This window comes from Marinobacter sp. UBA3604 (genome assembly GCF_002375325.1).
Classification (GTDB): Bacteria; Pseudomonadota; Gammaproteobacteria; order Pseudomonadales; family Oleiphilaceae; genus Marinobacter; species Marinobacter salarius.
On sequence record NZ_DFMB01000011.1, the window covers coordinates 1 to 24,187 of the forward strand.

The 24,187-nt window shown below is 58.4% G+C and carries 21 protein-coding genes; 6 read left to right on the forward strand and 15 right to left on the reverse strand.

Going from position 1 to position 24,187, the window contains the following annotated elements; translation table 11 throughout:
* Positions 1-310 precede the first annotated feature (310 nt).
* Positions 311-1,903, forward strand: a complete 1,593-nt coding sequence (locus B2590_RS02325) for an ATP-binding protein (protein WP_286810590.1) — start codon at positions 311-313, stop codon at positions 1,901-1,903.
* Complete coding sequence (locus B2590_RS02330) at positions 1,900-2,580, forward strand: response regulator (RefSeq protein ID WP_286810589.1); 681 nt, start codon at positions 1,900-1,902, stop codon at positions 2,578-2,580. Before B2590_RS02325 ends, B2590_RS02330 begins: the two co-directional genes overlap by 4 nt.
* A gap of 16 nt (positions 2,581-2,596) precedes the next feature.
* On the opposite strand, the gene B2590_RS02335 is transcribed toward B2590_RS02330, so the two are convergent.
* The 11 genes from B2590_RS02335 to B2590_RS02385 all read right to left on the reverse strand — a co-directional run bounded on the left by B2590_RS02335 (position 2,597) and on the right by B2590_RS02385 (position 15,100).
* On the reverse strand, positions 2,597-3,949 hold the full coding sequence (locus tag B2590_RS02335; RefSeq protein ID WP_286810588.1) for a sigma-54-dependent transcriptional regulator: 1,353 nt from the start codon (positions 3,947-3,949) through the stop codon (positions 2,597-2,599).
* Positions 3,946-5,760, reverse strand: a complete 1,815-nt coding sequence (locus tag B2590_RS02340; RefSeq protein WP_199448225.1) for a sensor histidine kinase — start codon at positions 5,758-5,760, stop codon at positions 3,946-3,948. The genes B2590_RS02335 and B2590_RS02340 overlap by 4 nt, the downstream gene beginning before the upstream one ends.
* 113 nt (positions 5,761-5,873) lie before the next feature.
* A complete protein-coding gene (locus tag B2590_RS02345) occupies positions 5,874-8,054 on the reverse strand; it encodes a TRAP transporter permease (RefSeq protein WP_286810587.1) in 2,181 nt (726 codons plus the stop codon).
* Between the two features lie 90 nt (positions 8,055-8,144).
* Positions 8,145-9,125: a TAXI family TRAP transporter solute-binding subunit gene (locus B2590_RS02350; protein WP_199448227.1), complete on the reverse strand. Its 981-nt coding sequence runs from the start codon at positions 9,123-9,125 to the stop codon at positions 8,145-8,147.
* 241 nt (positions 9,126-9,366) lie between these two features.
* A complete protein-coding gene (locus B2590_RS02355; RefSeq protein WP_286810586.1) occupies positions 9,367-10,356 on the reverse strand; it encodes an ornithine cyclodeaminase family protein in 990 nt (329 codons plus the stop codon).
* 100 nt (positions 10,357-10,456) lie between these two features.
* The gene (locus tag B2590_RS02360; protein ID WP_286810585.1) at positions 10,457-10,882 is read right to left on the reverse strand and encodes a secondary thiamine-phosphate synthase enzyme YjbQ; all 426 of its coding nucleotides are present in this window, start codon (positions 10,880-10,882) and stop codon (positions 10,457-10,459) included.
* Between the two features lie 14 nt (positions 10,883-10,896).
* Positions 10,897-11,964, reverse strand: a complete 1,068-nt coding sequence (locus tag B2590_RS02365; RefSeq protein WP_036204041.1) for a succinylglutamate desuccinylase/aspartoacylase family protein — start codon at positions 11,962-11,964, stop codon at positions 10,897-10,899.
* A 1-nt stretch (position 11,965) separates the two neighbouring features.
* The gene (gene rimK / locus B2590_RS02370; RefSeq protein ID WP_286810584.1) at positions 11,966-12,871 is read right to left on the reverse strand and encodes a 30S ribosomal protein S6--L-glutamate ligase; all 906 of its coding nucleotides are present in this window, start codon (positions 12,869-12,871) and stop codon (positions 11,966-11,968) included.
* Positions 12,871-13,353, reverse strand: coding sequence for an ATP-dependent zinc protease (locus tag B2590_RS02375; protein WP_286810593.1), 483 nt, complete (start codon positions 13,351-13,353; stop codon positions 12,871-12,873). The genes rimK and B2590_RS02375 overlap by 1 nt, the downstream gene beginning before the upstream one ends.
* A complete protein-coding gene (locus B2590_RS02380; protein ID WP_286810592.1) occupies positions 13,346-14,206 on the reverse strand; it encodes a mechanosensitive ion channel family protein in 861 nt (286 codons plus the stop codon). The genes B2590_RS02375 and B2590_RS02380 overlap by 8 nt, the downstream gene beginning before the upstream one ends.
* 75 nt (positions 14,207-14,281) lie before the next feature.
* On the reverse strand, positions 14,282-15,100 hold the full coding sequence (locus B2590_RS02385; protein ID WP_286810583.1) for a hypothetical protein: 819 nt from the start codon (positions 15,098-15,100) through the stop codon (positions 14,282-14,284).
* Positions 15,101-15,206: 106 nt separating this feature from the next.
* On the opposite strand from B2590_RS02385, the gene phrB reads away from it, so the two are divergent.
* Positions 15,207-16,607: a deoxyribodipyrimidine photo-lyase gene (gene phrB / locus B2590_RS02390; RefSeq protein ID WP_286810582.1), complete on the forward strand. Its 1,401-nt coding sequence runs from the start codon at positions 15,207-15,209 to the stop codon at positions 16,605-16,607.
* A gap of 131 nt (positions 16,608-16,738) precedes the next feature.
* On the opposite strand, the gene B2590_RS02395 is transcribed toward phrB, so the two are convergent.
* Genes B2590_RS02395 through hemA form a run of 4 tightly spaced genes read right to left on the reverse strand, consistent with a single transcriptional unit; the run spans position 16,739 to position 20,699 of the window.
* Positions 16,739-17,497 carry a HesA/MoeB/ThiF family protein gene (locus B2590_RS02395; RefSeq protein WP_286810581.1) on the reverse strand — a complete coding sequence of 253 codons (759 nt, stop codon included), beginning with the start codon at positions 17,495-17,497 and terminating at the stop codon, positions 16,739-16,741.
* Complete coding sequence (prmC, locus tag B2590_RS02400; protein ID WP_199448231.1) at positions 17,484-18,335, reverse strand: peptide chain release factor N(5)-glutamine methyltransferase; 852 nt, start codon at positions 18,333-18,335, stop codon at positions 17,484-17,486. The genes B2590_RS02395 and prmC overlap by 14 nt, the downstream gene beginning before the upstream one ends.
* On the reverse strand, positions 18,328-19,413 hold the full coding sequence (prfA, locus tag B2590_RS02405; RefSeq protein WP_199448232.1) for a peptide chain release factor 1: 1,086 nt from the start codon (positions 19,411-19,413) through the stop codon (positions 18,328-18,330). Before prfA ends, prmC begins: the two co-directional genes overlap by 8 nt.
* Positions 19,410-20,699 (reverse strand): glutamyl-tRNA reductase, encoded by a 1,290-nt coding sequence (gene hemA, locus B2590_RS02410; protein WP_007155284.1) that lies wholly within the window; start codon positions 20,697-20,699, stop codon positions 19,410-19,412. The genes prfA and hemA overlap by 4 nt, the downstream gene beginning before the upstream one ends.
* 231 nt (positions 20,700-20,930) lie before the next feature.
* Here hemA and B2590_RS02415 point away from each other — a divergent pair, with 231 nt between their 5' ends.
* From B2590_RS02415 to ispE, 3 genes are read left to right on the forward strand one after another with little or no spacing between them, the layout of a single operon-like run.
* Positions 20,931-22,679, forward strand: coding sequence for a tetratricopeptide repeat protein (locus B2590_RS02415; RefSeq protein WP_091644360.1), 1,749 nt, complete (start codon positions 20,931-20,933; stop codon positions 22,677-22,679).
* Positions 22,676-23,314 (forward strand): lipoprotein insertase outer membrane protein LolB, encoded by a 639-nt coding sequence (lolB, locus tag B2590_RS02420; RefSeq protein WP_036204017.1) that lies wholly within the window; start codon positions 22,676-22,678, stop codon positions 23,312-23,314. The genes B2590_RS02415 and lolB overlap by 4 nt, the downstream gene beginning before the upstream one ends.
* Entirely contained in the window at positions 23,311-24,168 is an 858-nt protein-coding gene (gene ispE, locus B2590_RS02425) for a 4-(cytidine 5'-diphospho)-2-C-methyl-D-erythritol kinase (protein WP_213479486.1), read from the forward strand. The genes lolB and ispE overlap by 4 nt, the downstream gene beginning before the upstream one ends.
* Positions 24,169-24,187 lie beyond the last annotated feature (19 nt).

Here is a 24,187-nt window from a genome sequence, read left to right on the forward strand (position 1 = left end):
CACCAGATTCAGTTATAACTCCGGACTTTGAGGCCCATAGTCAATGTATGCAGCCACAAATCCGGGGAATCTGCGCCGATTTTCAGTGAAGCTATTGACTGGCCGAACAGGCGGCTCTCTTGTGAACCAGCATGTTTACCACTACCCCGCTTGAACCCGCCAATTCGAGCAAATCATCGTAACAGGACGTTATGGTCATTAAATTTACGGGTAATCGCACGATGAGTGTTTTAGCCTTGTCGTATTCTATAATGATAACAAACCGCGCTTTAGTGATATTGTGTTCCGAAAAACCAAACTGAAAACCCGAATGATCCTCACGCTCGGATTCGTCAGCGCAGCGCAGACGATCCTCATAGGCGTGTTCGCCGGCTATTACCTCAGCAACTCCCTGTTTGATGAAATCGGACAACGGGCTCTCATGGTGTCGAAGACCGTCGCGGCAGCCCCCTCGGTGATCGAGGGAGTACGCGAGCGTGATATTGAAGGGCTGAACCGGCTGGCAAATCGACTGACCCGCACCAACGAAGCTTTGTTCATCGTCATTGGTGACCACCAGGGCATACGTCTGGCACACCCCTCCCCTGATCGCATTGGCCACTCCATGGCCGACGATGATGGTGACCTGGGCCGGCGTGCCCTGGTTGATGGCAAGGCCTATGTGGCAAGGGCCACGGGCAGCCTCGGCGAATCCATGCGTGGCAAGGCCCCGGTGATCGAGCCAGAAACTGGCGAGATCATCGGCATTGTCTCCGTGGGATACGGAGTTGACCAGGTGGATGCCACCATCAAACGCTACAGCTTCGTACTGTATACCGTGGTTGGCCTTACCCTGCTGGTCAGCATACTCATCGCGATGGTAATCGCCGGGCGCTTCAAGCGCGCCATTTTCGGCCTGGAACCTGAAGAAATCGCACGCCTGTTCCAGGAGCGGGACGCCACCTTGCAGTCCGTTCGGGAGGGCATCATCGCCATCAACCGCGACGGTGTGATCACGACCTTCAACCGCACCGCCCTGGAAACCCTGAGTATCGACCCCGACACGCCGCTGTCAGGCCGCCCCATTCTCGATGTTCTGCCCGAAAGTGACCTGCTGTCGGTACTAGAATCCGGCACGCCGGACTTCGACCGCGAGGTCTGGCTGAGAAACCGGCAGATGATCGTCAACCGGTTACCTGTTCGCCAGGGCGCAGAGATTACCGGTGTTGTGGCCAGTTTCAGGCTGAAGGACGAGGTGGATCAGGTCAGCCGGCAACTGACTCGCATACAACAATACGCCGATACCTTGCGAAGCCAGACTCACGAATACTCGAATAAGCTCCACACCATCGCGGGCCTGATCCAGATTGAAGCCTATGACGACGCGTTGAATCTGATCGGCAGCGAAGTCAGCGACCATCAGGCACTGATTCACCTGCTTCTGGAAGCCGTCCCCGATCCGGTTATCGCCGGTTGCCTTATGGGCAAGTACAATCGCGCCCGGGAGATGGGGCTGGGCTTACAGATCGATGCCGAAAGCCGCATGGTGGACATACCCGCCGACATGCCGCGGGATCAGTTGGTGAGTGTCCTCGGCAACCTCATCGACAACGCCCTCGAGGCGACCCTTCATCAAACGGGCGAAGGAGGACGGGTTCAGCTATCCATGACAGACTTGGGGCATGAACTGATCTTTGAGGTTGAAGACCAGGGGCCCGGTATCCCGGAAGAATCTCAACAGAAGATCTTCGAGAAAGGCGTAACCACCAAGGCGGGCGCTGAAGAACACGGTTATGGCCTGCACCTGGTGCGTCAGTTTCTGAATCGCTGGGGCGGCTCCATCACCGTGGAGACCCTACCGGGTGGGGGCTCGCGATTTACCCTTTACCTTCCGAAAACCAGTCAGGGGAGTGACAGCCATTGACCACCATTCGAATCCTGATTGTTGAGGACGACCGGAAGATCGCCGAAATACAGCGGCGGTTTGTTGAGCGACTCCAGAATGTCGAGCTTTGCGGCATTGCCCACAGCCTCGGGGATGCCCGCGACCTCATCGACGTTCTGGCACCACACCTGATCCTGCTGGACATCTACTTTCCCGATGGCAACGGGCTGGACCTGCTGCGCGAACTCCGGGCCAGGGACAGCAGCAGCGATGTGATCCTCATCACCGCCGCCAAAGAAGTGGAGTCTCTCAGGAGCGCCCTTCGCGGAGGCGTTTTCGACTACATCCTCAAGCCCCTGGTTTTCGAACGCCTTGAGGAAGCCGTCAACCGTTACCGCGACCACTTGCGGCAACTGTCTGGCCTGGTGCAAATCGCCCAGAAAGAAGTCGATGCCCTGCTGCCCAGAGGGTCAAGCGAAGCCAGTCAGCCCGCGCCTACAGACAGACTGCCCAAGGGCATCGATAGCATCACATTGGATAAAATTCGCGAGGTGGTTTCATCCGGCCAGTGGAGTGCCGAGGAAGTCGGCCAGGCCATGGGCGCGTCACGAACGACGGCGCGACGCTACCTGGAATTCCTCGTTGGCCGGGGGGAGTTAACCGCGGAAGTTACCTACGGCAGCGTCGGTCGACCGGAACGGCGGTATCGCGTCTGACCCCCTGCCTTTAGGGTCAATCCCGGAACTGCGACTTGTCCAGCCCGTACTTCTTCATTTTGTCGTACAGCGTCTTGCGGGCAATGCCTAGCTGGACCATGGTGTCCTTAATGCTGCCATGGCAGGCATTGAGCGCACTGACGACGGCTGAACGTTCAAAGTCGTCCATCATCTCGGACAGAGTCTGGCGCCCGGACACATTGTCGGTGACGGAGGAATCGTTTTCGTCCAACGCCGCTGGCCCCAGCAGAACGTAGCGCTCGGCCAGGTTCCTTAACTCCCGCACATTCCCCGGCCAGCTATGCTGCATCAGACGCGCGGCCTGGCTGGCATCCAGCGGGATGCTTTCCCGGTCGTAACGGGCTGCCGCAATCAGCACAAAATGGTGAAACAGGACGGGGATGTCGTCCTTGCGTTCGCGCAGTGGCGGAATATCCAGCTTCACCACGTTCAGCCGGTAATACAGGTCAGCACGGAACTCGCCTTCGTCACTGAGCTGCTTCAGGTCAGCCTTGGTGGCGGCGATAATGCGAACATCCACATTCTGCACCTGGTTGCTGCCCAGGCGCTCCACACGCTGTTCTTCGAGCACCCTCAACAGCTTTACCTGCAGGGCCATGGGCATGCTTTCCAGCTCATCCAGGAACAGAGTGCCCTTGTGCGCGTACTCGATTTTTCCGATGCGGCGTTTTTCCGCACCGGTAAAGGCACCGGCTTCGTGGCCGAAAAGCTCGCTCTCGATCAGATTCTCGGGCACGGCACCACAGTTGATAGCAACGAAGTTGTGAGCGCTTCGGGGGCTGTTCTCGTGGATATAGCGGGCCAAGGCATCCTTCCCCGAACCGGTCTCACCGTGCAACAGGATATTGGCGGAGATATCCAGTACCGGGTCGATGGTCGCCATCACTTTCTGCATACCGGCTGACTCCCCCAGGATTCGGGGGCCTGGCCGGGCCAGATGCTTCAGCTGGGCCTTCAGCCGCCGGTTCTCCAGCGCGAGGTGGCGCTTTTCCAATGCATGGCGAAGCAGCTCCAGGAGCTCGTCGTGATCAAAGGGCTTTTCGATGAAATCATAGGCGCCCTGCTGCATGGCGGTGACGGCCGTGCTGATATCGCCCTGCCCGGTCAGGATGATCACCGGGATGGTCTCATCCATGGCGCGAATCCTGTCGAGCATTTCCAGGCCATCCATTCCCGGCATGTTGTAATCACATAGCACGACGCCCTCATAGTCCTGTGAGATGCTCTCAAGACCAGACCGCGCATCCTCGAAACACGCAATGGAAAGGTCTTCCAGGGTAAGGGTTTGCGCGATGGCCTGGCGGATGTGCGGGTCATCGTCCACAAAAATTACCGATGCGTCTGTCATTCGGTGGCCTCCCGCTTTCTGAGTGTCAATACGAACTCCGCGCCCGGTCCGTCGCTCCGGTTACGCCCCGTCAGGCTGCCGCCCAGCGCGTCCACGATCTGCCGGGATATCGAAAGGCCCAGCCCGAGCCCCTGCTTCACCGATTTGGTGGTGAAAAAAGGCTCGAAGATCCGCTCCGTACTGCCCGGCAGGCCGGAACCATTATCCCGCACAAGGCAATACCAATGCCCGTCATCTTCTTCCACATCAATGGTGATCTCCGGCCGTTCGCTGCTTTCGACTGCCTGAATGGCGTTCGCCACCAGGTTCACCATAACCTGTTCGATCCGGATCAGGTCTCCATGGCACTGTACCGGTTGTTCCGGGCGGTGCCATTGAATGGAGATATCGGATCGGCTCTCCTGCGCCGCCATTATCTTTAGGGCACCGTCGACCGATTGCCGCAAATCAACCAGTGCCGGTGGCCCTTCCGATTTGCGGGCAAACACCTTGAACTGGCGGGTAAGCTCCGCCATTTTGTCACACAGGGTGATGATCTCTGAAAGGTTGGCATCCACCGTCTCCGTCGCCCCTTTCTCAAGGAACCGACGACTGTTGCGGGCATAGGTCTGAATCGCCGTGAGCGGCTGGTTAATTTCATGGTTCAGGCCCGCAGACATCTGACCAAGCACGGCAAGCTTGGCTGCCTGGATCAACTCGTGCTGGGTTTCCCGGAGTTCATCGCGGGTTTTCTCCCGCTCGCGGATTTCATCCAGAAGTTGCTGGTTGGAGCGCTCAAGCTCCGCCGTTCTGGTGGCGACACTGCGCTCAAGTTGCTCTCCCCTGTGTGCCAGTTCAGCCTCCCGCCGATAACGTTCCCGCAAATACAGCGAGGCGAGCAAGCCGACCACGAAAATCGCCACGCCCACCGCCGCAAACCCGAGCCGACTCCAGAGCACAGTGCGGGTACTGACCATCACCTGAAGCGTCCAGTCCAGTCGTGGCAGGGGTGTAAGCACCCTGAGGTATTCGCGGCTTTCTCCATCGTTGTGGATACGCATTGTTCCTGCCCTGTCGGAAAGCCCCCAGGGTGATCCCAGGCTGTCGAAGTCAATCGGCGAAAGCTCACGGTCAGGGTAACGCTGGCGAGACTGCTTACTGGGAGCGCCGGCGTTGTCACCGGTAAAGTTCCGGTACAGCCACCCGCTCTTGCTGGACAAAAAACTGATACCAGCGTCGTCCAGCACGACCATTTCCGAATCCCTCAATGAGGCGGGGCGACGCCACTGTGATTCCAGTTCATGCACCAGCACTTTCATGGCGATAACACCCAGAATCTCGCCGCTGTCGTCACGGACCGGATGGGAGAAATACAGCCCGCGGACATCGGAGGTGGTTCCCAGGGCAAAATAGATGGCGGAATCCCCGCTCGCCATGGCGTCCTGGAAATAGGGCCTGAAATCAAAGTTGCGGCCTACGAAGCTGTCCCTGCGCAGATAGTTGTTGGCCGCAATGGTGGTGCCGGAGGCATCCATAAGATAGACATCCGAACTGCCGACGATGGTCGCCATTCGCTGCATCTGGTCGTTGGCCCGCAGAAGTGTAGCTGGGTCACCCGGTGATGCCAGGGCTTCTGCCAACAACGGATGCTCGGCCATCAACTCGGGGATGGGCACATACCGGTTAAGCTCATTGGCCACAAGCTGGCGATAGCGAAACGACTCTTCCACGCTCTCCTGTTCAACCTGCCGGTAGCCATACCAGCCACCCAACATCCATGAGAAGGCCAGAGTCACCAGAAAAACAAGAAACGCGATAATCCGGTAGGACATACACTCCGGTTCCTGAAAAACCGTTGAAAGCCGCTAGAGTATAGCCCTGTCCGGGCCAGGGCAATCGAGTTTCAACTCGGCCGCCCTGGCCCGGGCACTCCAGCCGCTGCCGTTCAGGTGCTCGCCGGGCGCAGTTTGCTCTGACGCTGCGCCAGGAACGCAACCACCGCCAGAGCAATACCGCTGAGGTCTGTCCATAAACCGCCTTCGATCATCAGCAACGCCGCGCCGATCAGCAGAAGACGGGTGATCACACCGGCGGAGGCCCGTGCAAACCAGCCCAGCACACCACCGGACAGCATATACACTCCGAACAGAGCGGTGATCAGTGCGCGGGCGATATCAAACCAGCCGGCATCCATCAGCAGTGCGCCGTTGTAGAAAAACATGAATGGCACGATGAACGCTGCAATACCAATTCGGAACGAGGCCACGGAGGTCTCCATCGCATTGGCGCCCGAAATCCCGGCAGCCGCATAGGAGGCCAGTGCAACCGGCGGGGTAATGGCCGACACCACCGCAAAATAGAACACGAAGAAATGCGCGGTAAGCGGCTCGATGCCCAACTGAACCAGGCCCGGGGCGACCACCGACGCGGCAACCGCGTATGCGGCTGTGGTTGGCATGCCCATACCCAACAGGATAGAGATGAACATGGCGAAGATCAGCGCCAGCAATTGGCTGGCCTCGGCCACGTCCAACAGCAACACGGAGAACCGCGCTCCAACACCGGTCAGGGAAATGACGCCCACAATCACACCGGCCGCCGCACATACCACAATGATCTGGATGGCCATGTACGACGCAATTTCCAGCGCCTCAAGGATCTTCCGTATGCCCATTTTGTTGGGCGAGAACCAACTGACAACGGCGGCAGACACGGTGGCAAGCGTACCGGCCCGGATCACTGAGTAGCCCATGAAAAGCGCCACAATCAGAATGATAATGGGTACAAACAGGTAGCACTGCTTCACCATGGTCTTGAGCCTGGGCAGCTCATCCTCACGCATGCCACGCATGCCAGTCTTCGCCGCCTCGAAGTCCACCATGAAATAGACAGAGGCGAAATAAAGGATGGCCGGGATGATCGCCGCAATAGCAATTTCGGTATAAGGAATGCCGGTGATCTCAGCCATGATGAAGGCGCCCGCCCCCATAATCGGTGGCATGATTTGCCCACCGGTAGAGGCCGCCGCTTCCACGGCACCTGCCGACTGTTTGCTGTAACCCACCTTTTTCATCAGCGGAATGGTCAGGGAGCCGGTGGAAACCACGTTGCCAGCGCTGGTGCCGTTGATCATACCCATCAGGCCGGAGGCAAAAATCGACACCTTGGCCGGGCCACCCCGGGTGCGGCCCGCCGCGGCGAAGGCGAAGTTCACGAAATAATCGCCCACTTTTGACGCCTGCAGGAAGGCGGCGAAGACGATAAACAGGATGATATAGGTCGACGACACGGCGGTGGTCGGGCCGAGGATACCAGCGTCGGTATACACCTGGCTGAAAAAGCGCTGGGCCGAAAGGCCCGGATACCCCAGGAAGCCGGGCAGATAGGGCCCCAGGAAGACATACACCAGGAAGACCAGCCCGATTATAACAAGGGCCAGACCTGCCACCCGGCGAGTCAGCTCCATGATCAGGGCCGTGCCGGCAATGGCTGCGAATGAAATGCCGACCGGCGCAAACGAGGTGCCCGTGGACATGCGCATGGAGGTGTTATAAACCACCAGAAAATAGGCGGCGACCGCCACCGAACACACAATCAGCACCAGATCCGGCACACTGAAGCGCGAACGCTCACGCTGGTGAAACCAGCTCATCACGATACCGACCGCACTGGCGGCCAACAGCGGCCAGCCGAAATGCCAGGTTTCGAGGTCAACAGGAATTCTTAGCGTGCCACCCAGAATCATCTGGTGGAACGAAAATGTCTGGTACAGCGCGTATAGGGCCGGCACCATCGCCACGGCACCGATCCAGGTTGTCCAGCGATGGCGTGCGGGACCTTCTTCGGCGGAGACAAAACGGGCACCGGCAAACAGGATGAAGCCCAACACCAGGGCACCTGCAATGTGGACAATCCGGAACGACCAGGTTTCCAGCGGCGCAATGTTCAAGCTGTAAAGATGAAACGACGAGTAGGCGATGGCCAGTAACGTCACGAATTTCAGCATTCCGCCTTCAAACAGGCGGCGATTGGCCTCGACCGGCTCTTCATCGACATCGTGGGCCAGGACATGGTCATCGCCAATGTCGTTCACCGGGTGTTCTTCGGGGTGTTGTTTGTCAGTCATGATAAACCCTGCTCACGGGAAAACGGGGCCGGCGGTTCGCCGGCTTTGCTCTGGAGGGCCACCGCCGTGGCCCTCCAGTACACACGATGGTTACTGATTGATCTTGCTGTCTTCGATCGTGTAGCCGTTTTCGTTGAACCAACGAGCTGCGCCGGGATGCCAGGGCAAAACGTTGTTCTTCGTGTAGTTTTCCGGAACGGAGTTTTTGGCGGCCTTGTGGATGGACACCATCTTGTCGTTGTTCTCCATGGTCAGCTTGGTAATTTCATACACAAAGCTCTCCGGCATGTCGCAGTTGACCATGGCGAAGTTCCACATGGAGACCACGCGGGACGGCTCACTCAGGGACTGGTAGGTGCTGGCTGGAATGGTGAATTCCGATACCGGGAAATTCGCAGTCACCTTCTTGGCCTCTTCATCCGTCATGCCGATGATGGTCACATCGGTCTGCACTTCCAACTGGCTGACGGCCGGGATAGGAATACCGGCGGCAAAGGCCACCACGTCAATCAGACCATCCTGCAACTGCCCGCCCAAGTCAGACCAGCTACCGTTGCGGCGTTCAAAATTGACGCCCAGGGTTTCCATGATGCGGGGGAAATAGGTGTCGGATGTGGAGCCGGCCGGCCCGAATCCGATGGTGGCGCCATCGGGAATATCAGAGATAGACGTAATGCCGGAACTGGAAAGTGCGGTGACGGAAAACGGCGTTTCATACATGGGAAACATCGCGCACACATTGTCCATTTTCATGCCCGGCGCCAGCGGGCTGTTACCGTCGATGGACTCCTGCGCCGGCCCCATGGTGGTCAGCCCGAACTTCAGATCGCCCGTATGAACCAGCGCCATGTTCTGCATCGGGCCACCGGTAATTTCAGCACCACCGGATACGCCCAGGTTCTCGGCGACAAAGTTTGCCCATCCGGACCCATACGCAAAGTAGGTTCCCCCCTGACTTGCGGTACCGACCGTGAAGTTATCCGGCCAATCAGACCGGTCCTGAGCAATGGCGGGACTGGCGGCGGCAAACGTTGAGACAAATGCCATGGCAATGACGGATTGGGTTTTCATAGAGAATGCTCCCGTTTCGTTGTGTTTGTTGGGTGCTAGAACGGAGCCCAGCAGGTTCCGGTTGGACACTTACAGCAACGTACATGAGCAACTAGCAGGCCAGATACGGCAACCAATTGATATTACAGATATTTCAAAAATAAAGCCGTGGCAGATCAAGCAGTAGCGGGTAACATTCCACCCATTTCCAGGAAGGCAATGGGTGGAGATCCACCCATATTTCACGACACATACCGTGTCATCAGGCTTTACCCTGTCTACTGGAACTCGAATAGTTCTCCCAAACCAGGATCGCCGCAGCCAGATCTTCCAGCGAAACACCCACGGATTTGAACAGGGTAATGGCATCATCACCGTTGCGGCCAGCATGGGTGCCACTTGCCAGTTCAGACAACTCCGCCTGAATCCTGTCCATGGCAAAAAAGCCATCGTTCACAGCAAAGTGCAGATCTCCCGCTTCGCCTTTAGCGCCGGCATAGGAGTCAACAAAGACATCGGAACGAGCAACGCATTCGCTGTCGGTCTCCCGCATATTTTTTCGGAATGCCCCAACCAGATCCAGATGCGTTCCGGGTTTCAACCATTCACCCTGAATCAAGGGCTGGGTTGAGAGCGTCGCCGCACTGACGATGTCCGCCTCTGGAACCACAGAGGCCAGGTTGTCGGTAGCGGTAACGGACTCAAATGCCGCCTGCCCTTTACGGTAACCCGAGTACGACCGGGCCAGATCCTCAGCTTTCCTCAGGTTGCGACCATACACCACGACCCGGCGAATCGGCCGCACCGACGCATGGGCTTCAATCAACATTGGCGCCAGCTTGCCAGTGCCCACGACAACCAGGGTCTCGGCATCTTCGCGGGCCAGGTAGCGGGCTGCCAGGGCGGAGGCCGCGGCAGTGCGCCGGCGGGTCAGTTCACTACCATCGATACAGGCCAGGGGCTGGCCCGTGGCGCCATCGCTCAGCAGGTAAACGCCGCTGATCGCGGGCATGCCGCGATTCGCGTTCTGGGGGAAAACGTTCACCATCTTCACCCCAAGATAGCCCGGCTGTTCGCCCTGATCCTCCCAGGCCGGCATCAGCAGCATCGTAGCCTCCCCATCCTGACGCTCGACGGCATGATGGTGGCGAGGTGGTGTTACGATGCCGCCAGCAAAAGCACGTTCCAACTGGCCGACGAGCGCATTCCAGGGCAGGTTTTCGGCGACGATTTCAGGGTCGAGTATTTGCATACTTTGAGTTCCCGTTCGGGGTGCCTACAGAGAAAGACGCCCGTGATGCATGGTTTACAAGGGCGAACACCCAGCCACTTTCTTATGTGACAGCAAGCGGTTACCACCGTCCCTGCAAAGTTGCTACGACCCGCCTACCGCCGGCCCGGTCCCGGTGTTCGCACAGATAGATCCCCTGCCAGGTGCCCAGGGCAAGGTGTCCGTCGTTCACGGGAATGGTCAGTGAGGGGCCGACCAGAACACTTTTTATATGAGCCGGCATGTCGTCCGGGCCTTCCATGGTGTGCTCATAGTGGGGCGCATTCTCGGGCACAATCACATTGAAATGGCGCTCCAGATCGCCGCGCACGTCCGGGTCGGCGTTCTCGTTAATGGCCAGGGAGGCGGACGTGTGTTGGATAAACAGGTGTAAAAGCCCCACCTGGCAGTTCTGCAGGGCCGGCGCCTGGGCCAGGATTTCATTGGTTACCAGGTGAAAGCCCCTGGGTTGGGGCTTCAGTTCGATAAAGGTCTGATCCCAGATCATGTCCAACCTCGTTTCTATTTCTGCCGGTCGTCCCAGGGATGGACGGGCACCACGTCGTCGCCCACATCTCCTTCATAGCTACTGCGGAAATAGTCCATTGCCTTCTCCGCCTCGCTGAGTTCGTCAAATCGGGCAATGTGGTAGATCGCCTCGCCCTCGTTTACCAGCGGCAGGTTATTCACACAAATAACAATGCCGGAACAGGGTGATGTCACTGCGGTTTCCGACTCGCCGAACGGGTCGGCTACCATGGCCAGTCTCTGACCTTTACGGACTTTCTGGCCAAGACTGGCAACCGGGCGCATGATGCCATCGGTGTCCGTTCGCACCCACTGCGAGTTTGCCGCCGTTTCCGAGCGTTTCCTCGGGGCCTTGGGGCCTTTCTTGGCGGGAATCATCTCCAGTTCCCGCATCACCCGGATGACCCCTTTCACGCCGCTGGAAATCACCACATCGTCAAATCGCAGGGCCTCCCCGCCCTCGAAGGTGACCACCGGAATATCCTGGGAATCAGCGTAGGCGCGAAGGCTGCCCTCCCGCAGGCTGGCGTTGATGATAATGGGCGCACCAAAGGCCTCAGCCATACGGATGGTTTCCGGGTTTTTGAGCTCCGCGCGAATCTGCGGCAAATTGAACCGGTGTATGGCGCCCGTATGCAGGTCAATAATGTGGGAGACATTCTCCATGATCTGCGTGCGCAACAGGTAGGCAATGCGACCACCGAGGGAGCCGGTTTCGCTGCCCGGGAAGCAACGGTTCAAATCCCGGCGGTCCGGAAGGTAACGGGTGCGCTGGACAAACCCGAAAATATTCACGATGGGAACCGCCACTAACGTCCCCCGCAAATGCCGCAGGGCGGAGTTGGTCAGCACCCTGCGCACAATCTCGACACCGTTGATTTCATCCCCGTGTATCGCTCCGCAAACCATCAGTACCGGCCCGCTTCGACGCCCATGAACCACTTCAACGGGAATATGCAGTGGCGTGTGGGTATATAGTTTGGCAACCGGAATCTCAACAGTCTGTCGAGTGCCGGCCTTGACCTCGTGACCGGCGATAACAAACGGCGCCCGAGCAGCCATATCAGCCTCTCCCCTTGGTGCGGGTTTTCCAGGGCTTCTGGTTTTTCTCGGTCCAGTTGATGATCATGCCGGCCACGTTCTTGCTGGTGGCATTTTCAATACCTTCCAGGCCCGGTGAGGAGTTCACTTCCATAACCAGGGGCCCGCGGCTGGAACGCAGCAGATCCACACCGGCCACGTTCAGGCCCATGGACTTTGCCGCCGTGATGGCCGTTCTGCGCTCCTCGGGGGTTATCCTCACCAGTGAGGCTGTACCGCCCCGATGCAGGTTGGAACGGAACTCGCCTTCCCCACCCTGGCGCTTCATCGCCGCAATCACCTTGTCACCAATCACGAAACAGCGGATATCGGCGCCACCGGCTTCCTTGATGAATTCCTGCACGAGGATGTCCGCTTTCAGGCCCATGAAAGCCTCAATGACGCTTTCCGCCGCTTTGCGGGTTTCGGCCAGCACCACGCCAATGCCCTGGGTGCCCTGCAGCAATTTAATAACGACGGGAGCACCGCCCACCATCTGCAGCAGTTCCGGCACGTTGTCCGGCTTATTGGCGAAGCCGGTCACCGGCATGCCAACGCCCTTACGGGCCAACAACTGCAATGAGCGCAGCTTGTCCCGTGAGCGGGTAATGGCTACGGACTCATTGACGGGGAAAACGCCCATCATCTCGAATTGCCGCAATACGGCCGTCCCGTAGAAGGTCACAGACGCGCCAATACGGGGGACCACCACATCAAAATCTTCCAGAACTTCCTCGTGGTAGTGAATGCGAGGGTCGGCGGACGTGATGTTCATGGAGCAGTGCAGGCAGTCGATCACCTTCACTTCATGGCCCCGGTTGATACCTTCCTCTATCAGCCGACGTGTTGAGTAGAGATGACGGTTACGCGACAGAATCGCAATCTTCATTATCTTGTCCTTAGGGCCGGCTCACCGGCAAGATAGGAACATTCAGGGAGGACAATGGCGCGCCCGGCCATTGCGGTTCGACCAAGCAGCATACGGAAACGCATGGAGTCACGATTGGTCAATGTCATTTCGATGGGCCACTCGATGTCGCCAAGCACCAGCCGAGTCTCGATCACCAGGCGCAGTTCTTTATGGCCACCAGAGTCCGAGACATTGCGTTCATCCAACACCGCCGCATCGCACTCGACCACATGATGCAAATCGTTCTGAACGGGGTGGACCCAGAAGCGGACACGACGCTGACCACTCTCTGTGTATGGTTCCGTTCGAAACGTGTGCAGGCATGAAGTGCGGGCACCAGTGTCCACTTTTGCCTTGATCCGGGAAATGTCGAACTCCGGCAAGGCAATCCATTCGCGCCAGCCCAATGCCAGTTTTCCGTCTGTGTCCGGCACCGGGCCGGCTTTCGAGGCATCATCCATTCTGGTCGGCATCCGGGCCTCCCTTGTTGGTTGTGGTTTCCGGCCGAAGCAGCTCCACCCGGAAGGGCTCGGAATGGCTTCCGGCATAAATGCTCGTATGGGGGAAAGGTATTTCAACACCCTCCTCATCAAGCGTTTTCTTGATGGCCACCATCATCTGGCTACGCCCCTCCAACACTTTGTTGCTGGGTACCCAGAAAGAGAATTGCAGGTCCACTGAGGATGGACCAAACCCAGTGACCAGTACAAACGCCTTCGGCTCTTCCAGACTCACACTGTTCTGTCTCGCCAGCGCAAGAAGCAGTTTTTCAACGCGCTCCACATCCTCCGCGTAGGCGATGCCCACCGTCAGGTCCATACGACGGATGGGAAAGCGTGAGCGATTGACCACGCGGGTCTTGATCAGGGTTTCATTGGGAATACGCACATACAGGTTGTCCGGCGTGCGCAACTTCACACTCAGCATATCAATGGAAACCACCTCGCCAATGGTGTTTTCCACTTCAATAAAGTTACCAATCTCAAAAGGCTTCTCAACCAACAGGAACAGGCCGCTGATCATGTTGGAGGCGGACGTCTGGGATGCGAAGCCAATAGCAACCGTCAGTATACCGGCGGCGCCCAGCACCACGTCGAGAGAGAAGCCAGCTTCGCGCAACGCGGCAACGAAGAATATGGCCAGCACGATGTAGAAAACCAGCCGTCTAAACATCACCGTGTGATGCCGCGACGCACGGTCCTGCATGAAGCGGGTGACACCACGGGCCGCAAACGACGCAAGCACAATGCCCAGAATAAACAGGAACAGTGTGCTGATCCACTTGCCCCAGGCAATGGCACCAAAAAACTGCATCAGGCTGCTTTCAAACTGCTCAATCAAAGAGGTAACTCCGTTTACGGGTTCGATGTCGACAATTGGCCGGAAACATCAGCCAAATATACGGTCGTAGGCTCGTACCAACCCACCACGGGCGGTTTGCTCCCGCGCCGGAGAAATAAGTTCGCACTGGCCGGCAGCAGCAATAAGCGACTGATCAATCTTCAGGCGTGCTGAATTCATATCGGTTTCGCAGGTCACGGTCACGCGTGGCGTCCAGAGTTGCCCCTTGTCATTGCGATGCAGAGATAGCAGCGGCGTTGGCAGGTTAAACCGCTCCAACAGCAGCGGTGCCTGTCGTTCGTTGACAATCCGCACCGGTGTAATCGCCCGCCAGGGACGTTTAGGCACAGCCTCGAGCACCAGGCGCGCAAACGTGGCGGCGGAATAGCACAGCTCGCCTTCCATCGTGGTTCTTCCCACCCAGGTCAACGACGGATCTGCCAGCGGCAGTTCCATCAGGTGCGTGCCTTTGCTTCCAGCCTGGATTCGCATCCACAGGAGGGTGCCCACGTAAATGGTGCACTCACTCTCCGCAGGGATGGTCAGCGGCTGATAGGGACGTATCACCGTGGCAAGACTGGACATCGCCGGCAGGTAACAAACCTGACTGCCATCGTCCGGTCGTACGAATCGCTGAACCTCCAGATCCGCATCGGGTAGTGTGTGGGTTACCTTTTGCTGCCAACGTTCCTGATTGTCGTCTTCGGGCATACGCTGGTAGCGAATCAGCCATTCCTGATCCAGCAGGGTTATCCAGATTCGGGTGTGGCTGAGCTCGTGGTATTGCGTCTGCCCGGGCTCCAATGTGTAGGGCGTTGCCCAGTGGCCATCCTGCATCGTTCGTTGCGTGTCCAGACTCGTCGTCATTCCGGCCCTTTGTCCATAAATTCTTCCATTAACTATAATCCAATCAGCACGTTCCAGCGAATATCCATCCGTAACTGTCGATCCGCCATCAATCTCAGGAAGCTCAATGACTCAGCTCGTCTGGTTTCGAAACGACCTGCGCGTTGCCGACAACGCGGCCCTTACGGCAGCCTGCAAGCAACAACAGCCGGTGCAGGCCTGTTTTATCGTAACCCCGGCCCAGTGGCAGGAGCATGATTGGTCTCCGGCGCGGGTTCAATTTGTGCTGGACCACGCCAATGCGCTGTCGGAAGAACTGGCGAAATTGGGCATATCCCTATCATTCATCACCGCAACCACCTTCGCCGACAGCGTTGAAAAACTGGAAAAATTCTGCCGGCGCGAGAGTATCCGGCATGTGCATTTCAATGAGGAATACGGAGTTAACGAAAGGCGTCGCGACAAGACCGTAAAACACACCCTTGATGATATCGGCGTGGCGGTGAATAAATACCGGGACCAGACAGTAGCGCCTGTTGGCACCATCCTCACTCAACAGGGTGAGCCCTATTCAGTCTTCACCCCGTTTTCCCGTCGGTGGCGAAGCTGGATTGATGAGGCGCAGCCAACCCTCTTTCCTGTTCCCAAGCCCGTCGGCGAGCCTGTTAAGCCTCTTTATTATGAAGGCCTGCCAAAATGCTTCGATAATCCACCACCCCGGCTTGTTGAAACCGGCGAGGACGCCGCCCACCGGCAACTGGAACAGTTCCTCGACGACCACGGCGGGGACTACAAGGATCTGCGCGACCTGCCATCCGTAGATGGTACCAGCCTGCTCTCCCCTTACCTGGCCAACGGGGTGCTTTCCGGCAAACAGTGCCTGATTGCCGCCCGCCAGCAGCAAGGTATGGGAGGCAACCAGGAAGGCCTGGCCACCTGGACCAACGAAATTGCCTGGCGGGATTTCTACATCAATATCCTTTACCACTACCCCAGGATTAGTATGCACCGGGCGTTCAAACCGGAGACCGAGGCCCTGCAATGGAATACACCCGGCGAGAATTTTGAAGCCTGGAAAGCCGGCAACACCGGTATCCCCGTTGTCGACGCCGCCATGCGCCAACTGAACCAGACCGGCTGGATGCACAACCGGCTGCGCATGATCACGGCCATGTTCCTCACCAAGAATCTGTTTATCGACTGGCGACTGGGTGAGGCCTATTTCATGTCAAAACTGGTGGACGGCTTCCTGGCCTCCAATAACGGCGGCTGGCAATGGAGTGCGTCTACGGGCACTGATGCGGCGCCGTATTTCCGGGTGTTTAATCCGGCCACTCAGAGTGAGCGGTTTGATTCGGATGGCGAATTCATCCGCAAATACGTTCCCGAGATCGCAAAGCTGGACAATAAGCGGATTCACCAACCCTGGGTCGGTGGTGTGATTCCCGGTGGGTATCCACGACCTATCGTTGACCTGAAAGAAAGCAGGAAAGAGGCAATTTCAAAGTTTCAGGCCCTGAAGAACTAGGGGGAACCGGCGGGCAGGCTCTGCCAAAACCGTGCGGAGCCATGGATGGCGGAGCCGAGCGTACAGGGACGTATTCACAGCGTGTTTTGGCAGAGCCTGCCCGCTGGTTCCGACGCCCCAGCCTAACGGCCTTATTCTGACTCTCTGCTTTTGCAGACAGGACAACCTGGATCTCTGGCGAGTTTCATTTCCCGCCATTCCATTTGCCAGGCATCCAGAATGAGCAGACGGCCTATCAACGGTTTGCCCACGCCGGTGATGACTTTTACGGCTTCCATGGCTTGGGAAGCGCCTATCATACCAACGAGGGGGCCGATAACACCGGCTTCTGAACAGGTGAGGTCTTCGTTGCCCTGCTCCGGGTAAAGGCAGTGATAGCAGGGACTGCTGTCATCGCGGACGTCATAAACCGACAGTTGCCCTTCCCCACGAATGGCTGCGCCAGATACCAGTGGGACGCGGGCAGCAACACACGCGCGGTTGAGGGCGAAGCGGGTATTGAAGTTGTCGGTGCAGTCGACCACCAGGGTCGCCGAGTTTACCTGCCGCTGAAGTTCATCGCCTTCCAGGCGTTCAGTAAGGGTTGTCACCGACACATCGGGGTTTATGCGCCTAACGCGGTCAGCCAGATGTTCGGCTTTGGATTCACCCAGGTCGGACTGTTCGAATGCGATCTGGCGCTGCAGATTGGCGATCTCGATCTGGTCGTCGTCGACCAGCGTCATGTGCCCAATCCCGGCGGCCCCGAGGTAGAGGGCTACTGGGCAACCCAAACCGCCAGCACCGACCACCAGCACTCTCGCGGACTTGAGCTTGGCCTGGCCTGCGATATCAAACCGGGGCATCAGGATCTGGCGACTGTAGCGCAGCAGTTCCTCATCGTTCAGCATCTTGTTTTCTCCCAAGGGTGAAGCGGTCACGCCGGCCGTAGTCCTGGCGGGTTTCCACACAGGTGAATCCCGCATCGGTAAAAAGCTGCCGCACAGCCGCTCCCTGTTCATAGCCGTGTTCCAGTATCAACCAGCCCCCAAGCGAGAGCCAAGCGGGGGCTTCGGCGGCTATCCGCCGGATATCGTCGAGGCCGTCATCGCCGGCCACCAGGGCCGACGCCGGTTCGAAGCGCACATCGCCCTCTCCCAGGTGGACATCATTTCCTGCGATGTACGGTGGATTGGAAACGATGAGATCAAAAGCAACTGATGGTAAGTCCTCGAACCAGTTGCTTTGTCGCACCGTCACCGGCAGGCCCAATCGGTCGGCGTTGTCGGTTGCGAGAGCCACAGCTTTCCGGACGGCGTCGCAGGCGGAAACCCGCCAGCCGGGTTGCTCGCTGGCCAAAGCCAGTGCGATGGCACCCGTGCCGGTACCAAGATCCAGCACATTGGCATTTCTCGGTAAATCCAGCGCCAGCGCTGCCTCCACCAGGCATTCAGTATCCGGGCGGGGAATCAGTGTGGATGGATTGACCTTCAGCGGGAGTGACCAGAATTCCTGTTCACCCAACAGGTGTGCAATCGGGTGACCTTCACAGCGTCGTTCCACAAGGGTTCTGAAGCGGTCGACCAGGGCCACGTCCACCTCACGCTCGGGCCAGGCCCGGAAAGTGGTTCGGGACCAACCCGTCACATAACCCAGCAGTAGCTCAGCATCGAGGCGCGGAGAATCACCGCCAATAAGCCCGGCAGCTTCTGTCAGCAACGCCTCACAGGCCAGGGGTTTGTCAATCATCAGCCAGGGAGGCCAACAGATCGGCCTGGTGTTCCTGCTGCAAAGGCATGATGACGGCATCAAGATCACCGGAGATAACCTCATCCAGCTTGTACAGCGTCAGGTTGATGCGGTGGTCGGTCACCCGCCCCTGGGGGAAGTTATAGGTGCGGATTCGCTCTGAGCGATCGCCACTGCCCACCAGGCTCTTGCGGGTGGCCGCCATGGTTTTCTGCTGGCGTTCAATTTCCTCATTCTGGAGGCGCGATGCCAGGAAACTCATCGCTTTGGCCCGATTCTTGTGCTGGGAGCGTTCTTCCTGACACTCCACAACAATGCCCGTGGGAATATGGGTAATACGAATCGCCGAATCAGTCTTGTTGACGTGCTGACCGCCGGCGCCAGAAGCTCGGAAGGTATCCACCCGCAGGTCGGACTTGTTGATTTCAACGGCCTCGGTTTCATCCGCCTCCGGCATCACCGCTACCGTGCAGGCGGAGGTGTGAATTCGGCCCTGGGATTCGGTCTCCGGCACCCGCTGTACCCGGTGGGCACCGGATTCAAACTTCAGTGCCCCATAGACCGCACTACCAGCAATGCGGGCAATGATTTCCTTGTAGCCGCCATGCTCACCCTCATTGGCGCTGATAACCTCAACCTGCCAACGCTGGCGTTCGGCATAACGCATGTACATCTTGAACAGGTCACCGGCGAAAATCGCCGCCTCATCGCCCCCGGTGCCGGCACGAACCTCCAGGAATACGTTCTTGCCATCGTTGGGGTCCTTGGGCAGCATCAGGCGCTGGAGCTCTTCGTCCAGTTCCTCGCTCTTCTGTTCCGCCAGGCCCAACTCCTCTTCCGCCATGGCTCGCATGTCGGCATCACCGTCGCGGGCCAGTTCAGTGGCTTCCTTAACATCGTCACGGGATTTCTGCCATGCCTGGAAGCAGTGAACGATGGGTTCAATCTCGGCAAATTCCCGGGACAGGTCGCGGAATTTATCCTGGTTGGCAATAGTACCCTGATCGCTCAGCAACGCGCTGACTTCCTCGAACCGGTCAACAAGCTGCTCGAGGCGGGACTGAATCGATGACTTCATAGTTTTTCCGGGGTGATGGGCGCGTCGGCATCCAGCACATCAAGCTGATGCAGCTCTCTGAGCCATTGAGTGACTTCGGTTCTGCCCTCCGTGGTGGCCTTGCGGACCTGGATGGACGGCTCGTGCAGTAATTTGTTGGTCAACCCCCGGGCCATGCTTCGCATCACGGTTTCGGGGTCTGCGCCATTACGCAGGGCGCGGATGGCCTTTTCGGTCTCCCCGTCTCTCAGGGCTTCGGCCCGCTGACGGAACTGCTTGAGGGTGGAGACAGCATCCAGGGCCCGTAGCTGGCTCAGGAACTGCTGTACGCCATCAGCAACCATGTTCTCGGCTTCCCGCGCGGCGCCCTCTCGGGAACGAACGTTCTCCTCGATAACCTGCCGCAAGTCGTCAACGGTATAGAGATAGACATCAGCCAGGGAACCCACCTCGGGTTCGATATCCCTGGGAACGGCGATATCCACCATGAAATAGGGGCGATGCTTGCGCTTTTTAAGCGCACGCTCCACGGCGCCCTTGCCAAGGATAGGCAACGGGCTGGCAGTGGAGGAAATGATGATGTCCACGTTTGCCAGGTGTTCTGGAATGTCGGAGAGCATAATGCCCTGCCCGCCACGGGAGTCCGCCAGCGCCTGGGCACGTTCCAGGGTACGATTGGCAACCAGGAAATTTTTCACGCCAGCGTCGGCCAGATGCCTCGCGACCAGCTCAATGGTTTTGCCGGCGCCAATCAGCAAGGCCCGATTGCGGGACATATCCGCAAAGATGTGATGCGCCATGCTGACCGCAGCGTAGGCCACCGACACCGGGTTTTCGCCAATGGCAGTCTGCGTGCGCACCCGCTTGGCGACGGAGAACGTATGTTCGAACAGACGGGACAGGAATGCACCGCTCGCCTCATGCTCGCGAGCGAGGGCATAGGCGTCCTTGAGCTGGCCGAGAATTTGCGGCTCTCCAAGCACCATGGAGTCCAGTCCCGACGCAACCCGCATGATGTGGCGCACGGCGTCTGAGTCCCGGTGTACGTAGAGCACGTCTTCCAGGTCTGCCGCCTCCATGTCATGAAACCCCGCCAGCCATCGCAATACCGCCGGGGCACAGTCGTCATCTCCGGCCAGATACAGTTCGGTGCGGTTGCAGGTAGACAGGATCGCCGCCTCGCTGGCGCCGGAGGTGGCACGCAGTTCGGCAAACGCCTCGGCCATACGCTCGGGCGTGAACGCGACGCGCTCACGCAACTCTACCGGTGCGGTACGATGATTGATTCCGAGGGTGACCAGTGCCATATCGGGGTTAGACTGCCTTATCTTTGACGACGGTTCGATACCGCCATTTTAACGATCGGGAGCCAGTGTCGCCACCCATAACCATCGTGATATCGGCAACTGCTGACAGGTTGGGCAATATCAAGCGCTTGTGCCATCATAGAGCCTTGTCGCACTACGCCACATCTGAGACCGCCGCCAGACCCTTCTCCGGCCGATCAGGTGCATCGTACACAGATCATGGGATGTTGCATGCATAAGTCTGCATTACTGCTTGGTACCTGCCTGCTTGGGCTTTCCCTGTCCGGCTGCGCTTTTCTCCAGGACAACCAGGAATCGCAATCCACCTCGTCGCCTGATGACGCCACTGCATCATCCGCGGAACCGTCAGCGGACATCCGTTACGCCGATTTCGAACCGGAAGAACTGTACCTGCTGCTTTCCGGCGAGATAGCCGCCCAACGGGGCCGATTCGACGTCACCCTTGTCAATTACATGAAGGCGGCACAGCAATCCCGCGATCTGGGCGTGATTGAGCGGACCATGCGCATTGCCCAGTCACTGAACGCCGATAACGCGCAGCAGAAACTGGCGGCGCTGTGGCTGGAGGTAGCCCCGGACAACATGCAGGCACATCGTATCTCCGCCATCCAGGCCGTGAAGAAGAACGAACTGGAGACCGCCCTGGGCCACATGGAAAAGATCATGGATCTGGGCGGCGACGCGGATTTTGACAGCCTTGCCGCGATGGCCGGAAACCTGCCGCCGGAACAACAGCAGGAACTGCTCGACTTATACCAGCAACTGGAGCAGCGCCACCCTGACAACCCGGAACTGCAATACAGCATTGCCCTTCTACTGAAGGTGACGGGCGAGCCCCAGCAAGCCCTCGCCAAACTGGAGCCCCTTCTGGACAACAAGCCGGATTTCCAGCCAGCACTGATACTCAAGGGCGACCTGCTCTACCAGACCGACCAGAAACAGCAGGCCCTGGATCACCTGAGGGCGAATACACGACAATTCCCCGACAATCGCCAGATGGGAACCCTCTACGGCCGCATGCTGATCGGCGAAGGTGAGCTGCAAACCGCTCAGAACGAATTCCGCCGGCTGGTTAACCGCTTCCCCGACGTTCCCGGCCTGCGGCTCTCCTACGCCCTGGTCGCGCTTGAAAACGATCAGATCGCGCTGGCCGAGGAGGAACTGACACGCCTGATCGAACAAGGCCACCACAGCGATGAGGCTCACTACTACCTGGGCCGGATTGCCGACGAGGAAAACGAAAACGAGCAGGCCATCGGCTACTACAGGAATGTCGAGAAAGGTAATTACTTTTTCCCGGCCCTGGCCCGTGCCAGCGAACTGATGGCGGAACAGGGAGAGCTGGACGAGGCCCTGGCCGACATTCGCGAGATCCGCAAGAACAACCCCGACCAGGACGAGAATTTCCGCCTGCTGGAAATCAATCTCCTGCTGGATCGGGATCATGACGAGCGAGCCCTTCAGGCGGCCAATGAAGCCCTGGAATCCTTCCCTGGCAATGTCCGCATTCGCTACGCCCGTGCCATGCTGCTCGACTCCATGGATAAGCCAGAGCAGGCCGAAGCCGATCTGAGAACAATCATCGAGGAACAGCCCGACAACGCCGTGGCACTCAACGCGCTGGGTTATATCCTTACCACCCGCACGGACCGACTCGATGAAGCCAGGGACTATATTGAGAGAGCCCTGGCCATCGATCCGGAGAACCCTGCCATACTCGATAGCATGGGCTGGGTACTGTATCTGCAGGGCAACACCGACGAGTCACTGAGCTATCTGTCACGTGCCTGGGAGGCCTACGCTGACCCGGAAGTAGCCGCTCATTACGGCGAAGCGCTCTGGCAAACCGGCAATCAGGAACAGGCCCGCTCGATCTGGAGAGAAGGCTTCGAGCAGGACCCGGACCACCCGATACTGACTGAAACTGTTGAAAGGCTGACCGGGGAGCCGTCCCTGTGAAATTATCGGTTATCGCGCTGACGTTCGCCGCCCTGGTTCTGAGCGGCTGTAGCTCACTGACAGTTGAACCACTTCCCGAAGGCCTGACTGAACAGCCACCGGCCGACTGGCGCAAGACCAGTGCCCGACTTGACCAGCTTCAGCACTGGGAACTGACCGGCAAACTCGCCGTTCGCCAGCCCTCGGACAGCGGCACCGCCGTCATCAACTACTGGAAACAGGACCGGGAAACGTACGAACTGGCGCTGTCATCATCGTTCCTCGGTATGGGCCGCACTACCCTTGAAGGCGTTCCCGGGTTCATCGAACTCACACTTCCCAACGGCGAGCGCTACCAGTCCGGCGACCCGGAGTCCCTGGTCAACGCCGCCACCGGCTGGCTGCTCCCCATTGACAGCCTGGCCTGGTGGATACGGGGCCTGCCCGGCCCTGACGGGGACTTCCGGCTGTTCTTCGACGACAAGGGTCAACTGGCCGTCATACGCCAACTGGGCTGGGAGATCCGCTACGACCGCTGGCAAGCATTCATAGAGGGCTACCCTCATCTGCCCGCCCGTATCACGGCGGTCAAGGGCGAGAAGCGCGTGAGGGTGGTGGTTACCAGCTGGAACCAGACCGATGGAGACAGCCGGTGAACAGCCTGGTTCTGCCCTCCCCGGCAAAACTGAACCTCTTCCTGCATATTCTCGGGCGTCGACCGGATGGCTACCATGAACTGCAAACCCTGTTTCAGTTTCTGAATTATGGCGACACCCTGACCCTGACCGCACGCACCGATGGCAGAATCGTCCTTGAGCAATCCCTGCCCGGGGTGCCCGACGAGGAAAACCTGATTGTCCGTGCTGCGCGACAACTGGCGGCAACCGCAGGTCATACGACTCCCGGTGTCAGTATTGCAGTCGACAAGCAGTTGCCCATGGGCGGTGGCCTGGGTGGTGGCAGCTCCAATGCCGCCACCACACTGGTGGGGCTGAACCGCCTGTGGGGCCTGAACCGCTCCCTGGACGAGTTGGCTGAACTGGGCCTGTCCCTGGGTGCCGATGTGCCCGTATTCGTTCGCGGACATGCAGCCTGGGGCGAAGGCGTGGGCGAACGACTCACCGACGCCAACCCACCAGAAGACTGGTTTCTGGTTATAAAACCACCTTGCGATATAAGCACCAAAGAGATTTTTTCCGAGCAAGGGTTGACAAGGGATACCCCCGGAATCAAAATAGCGCCCGCTTTTGAGGGAGACGCCTCGAGGTACCGAAACGACTGTGAGGATGTAGTTCGAAGACTGTATCCTGAGGTTCATCAAAGCCTGGAGTGGCTTGCACAATTCGGACCTGCAAGATTAACCGGAACCGGGGCTTGCATATTTGGACGTTTCCCGACAGAATCCGCAGCCCGGATTATCTGGGAAAGCAAACCCTCCGGCATCACGGGGTTCGTAGCTCAAGGGGTGAACATTTCACCACTTCACAAAAAGCTGACAGAGCTGAAATGATGCCAAAAAAGCACGATAC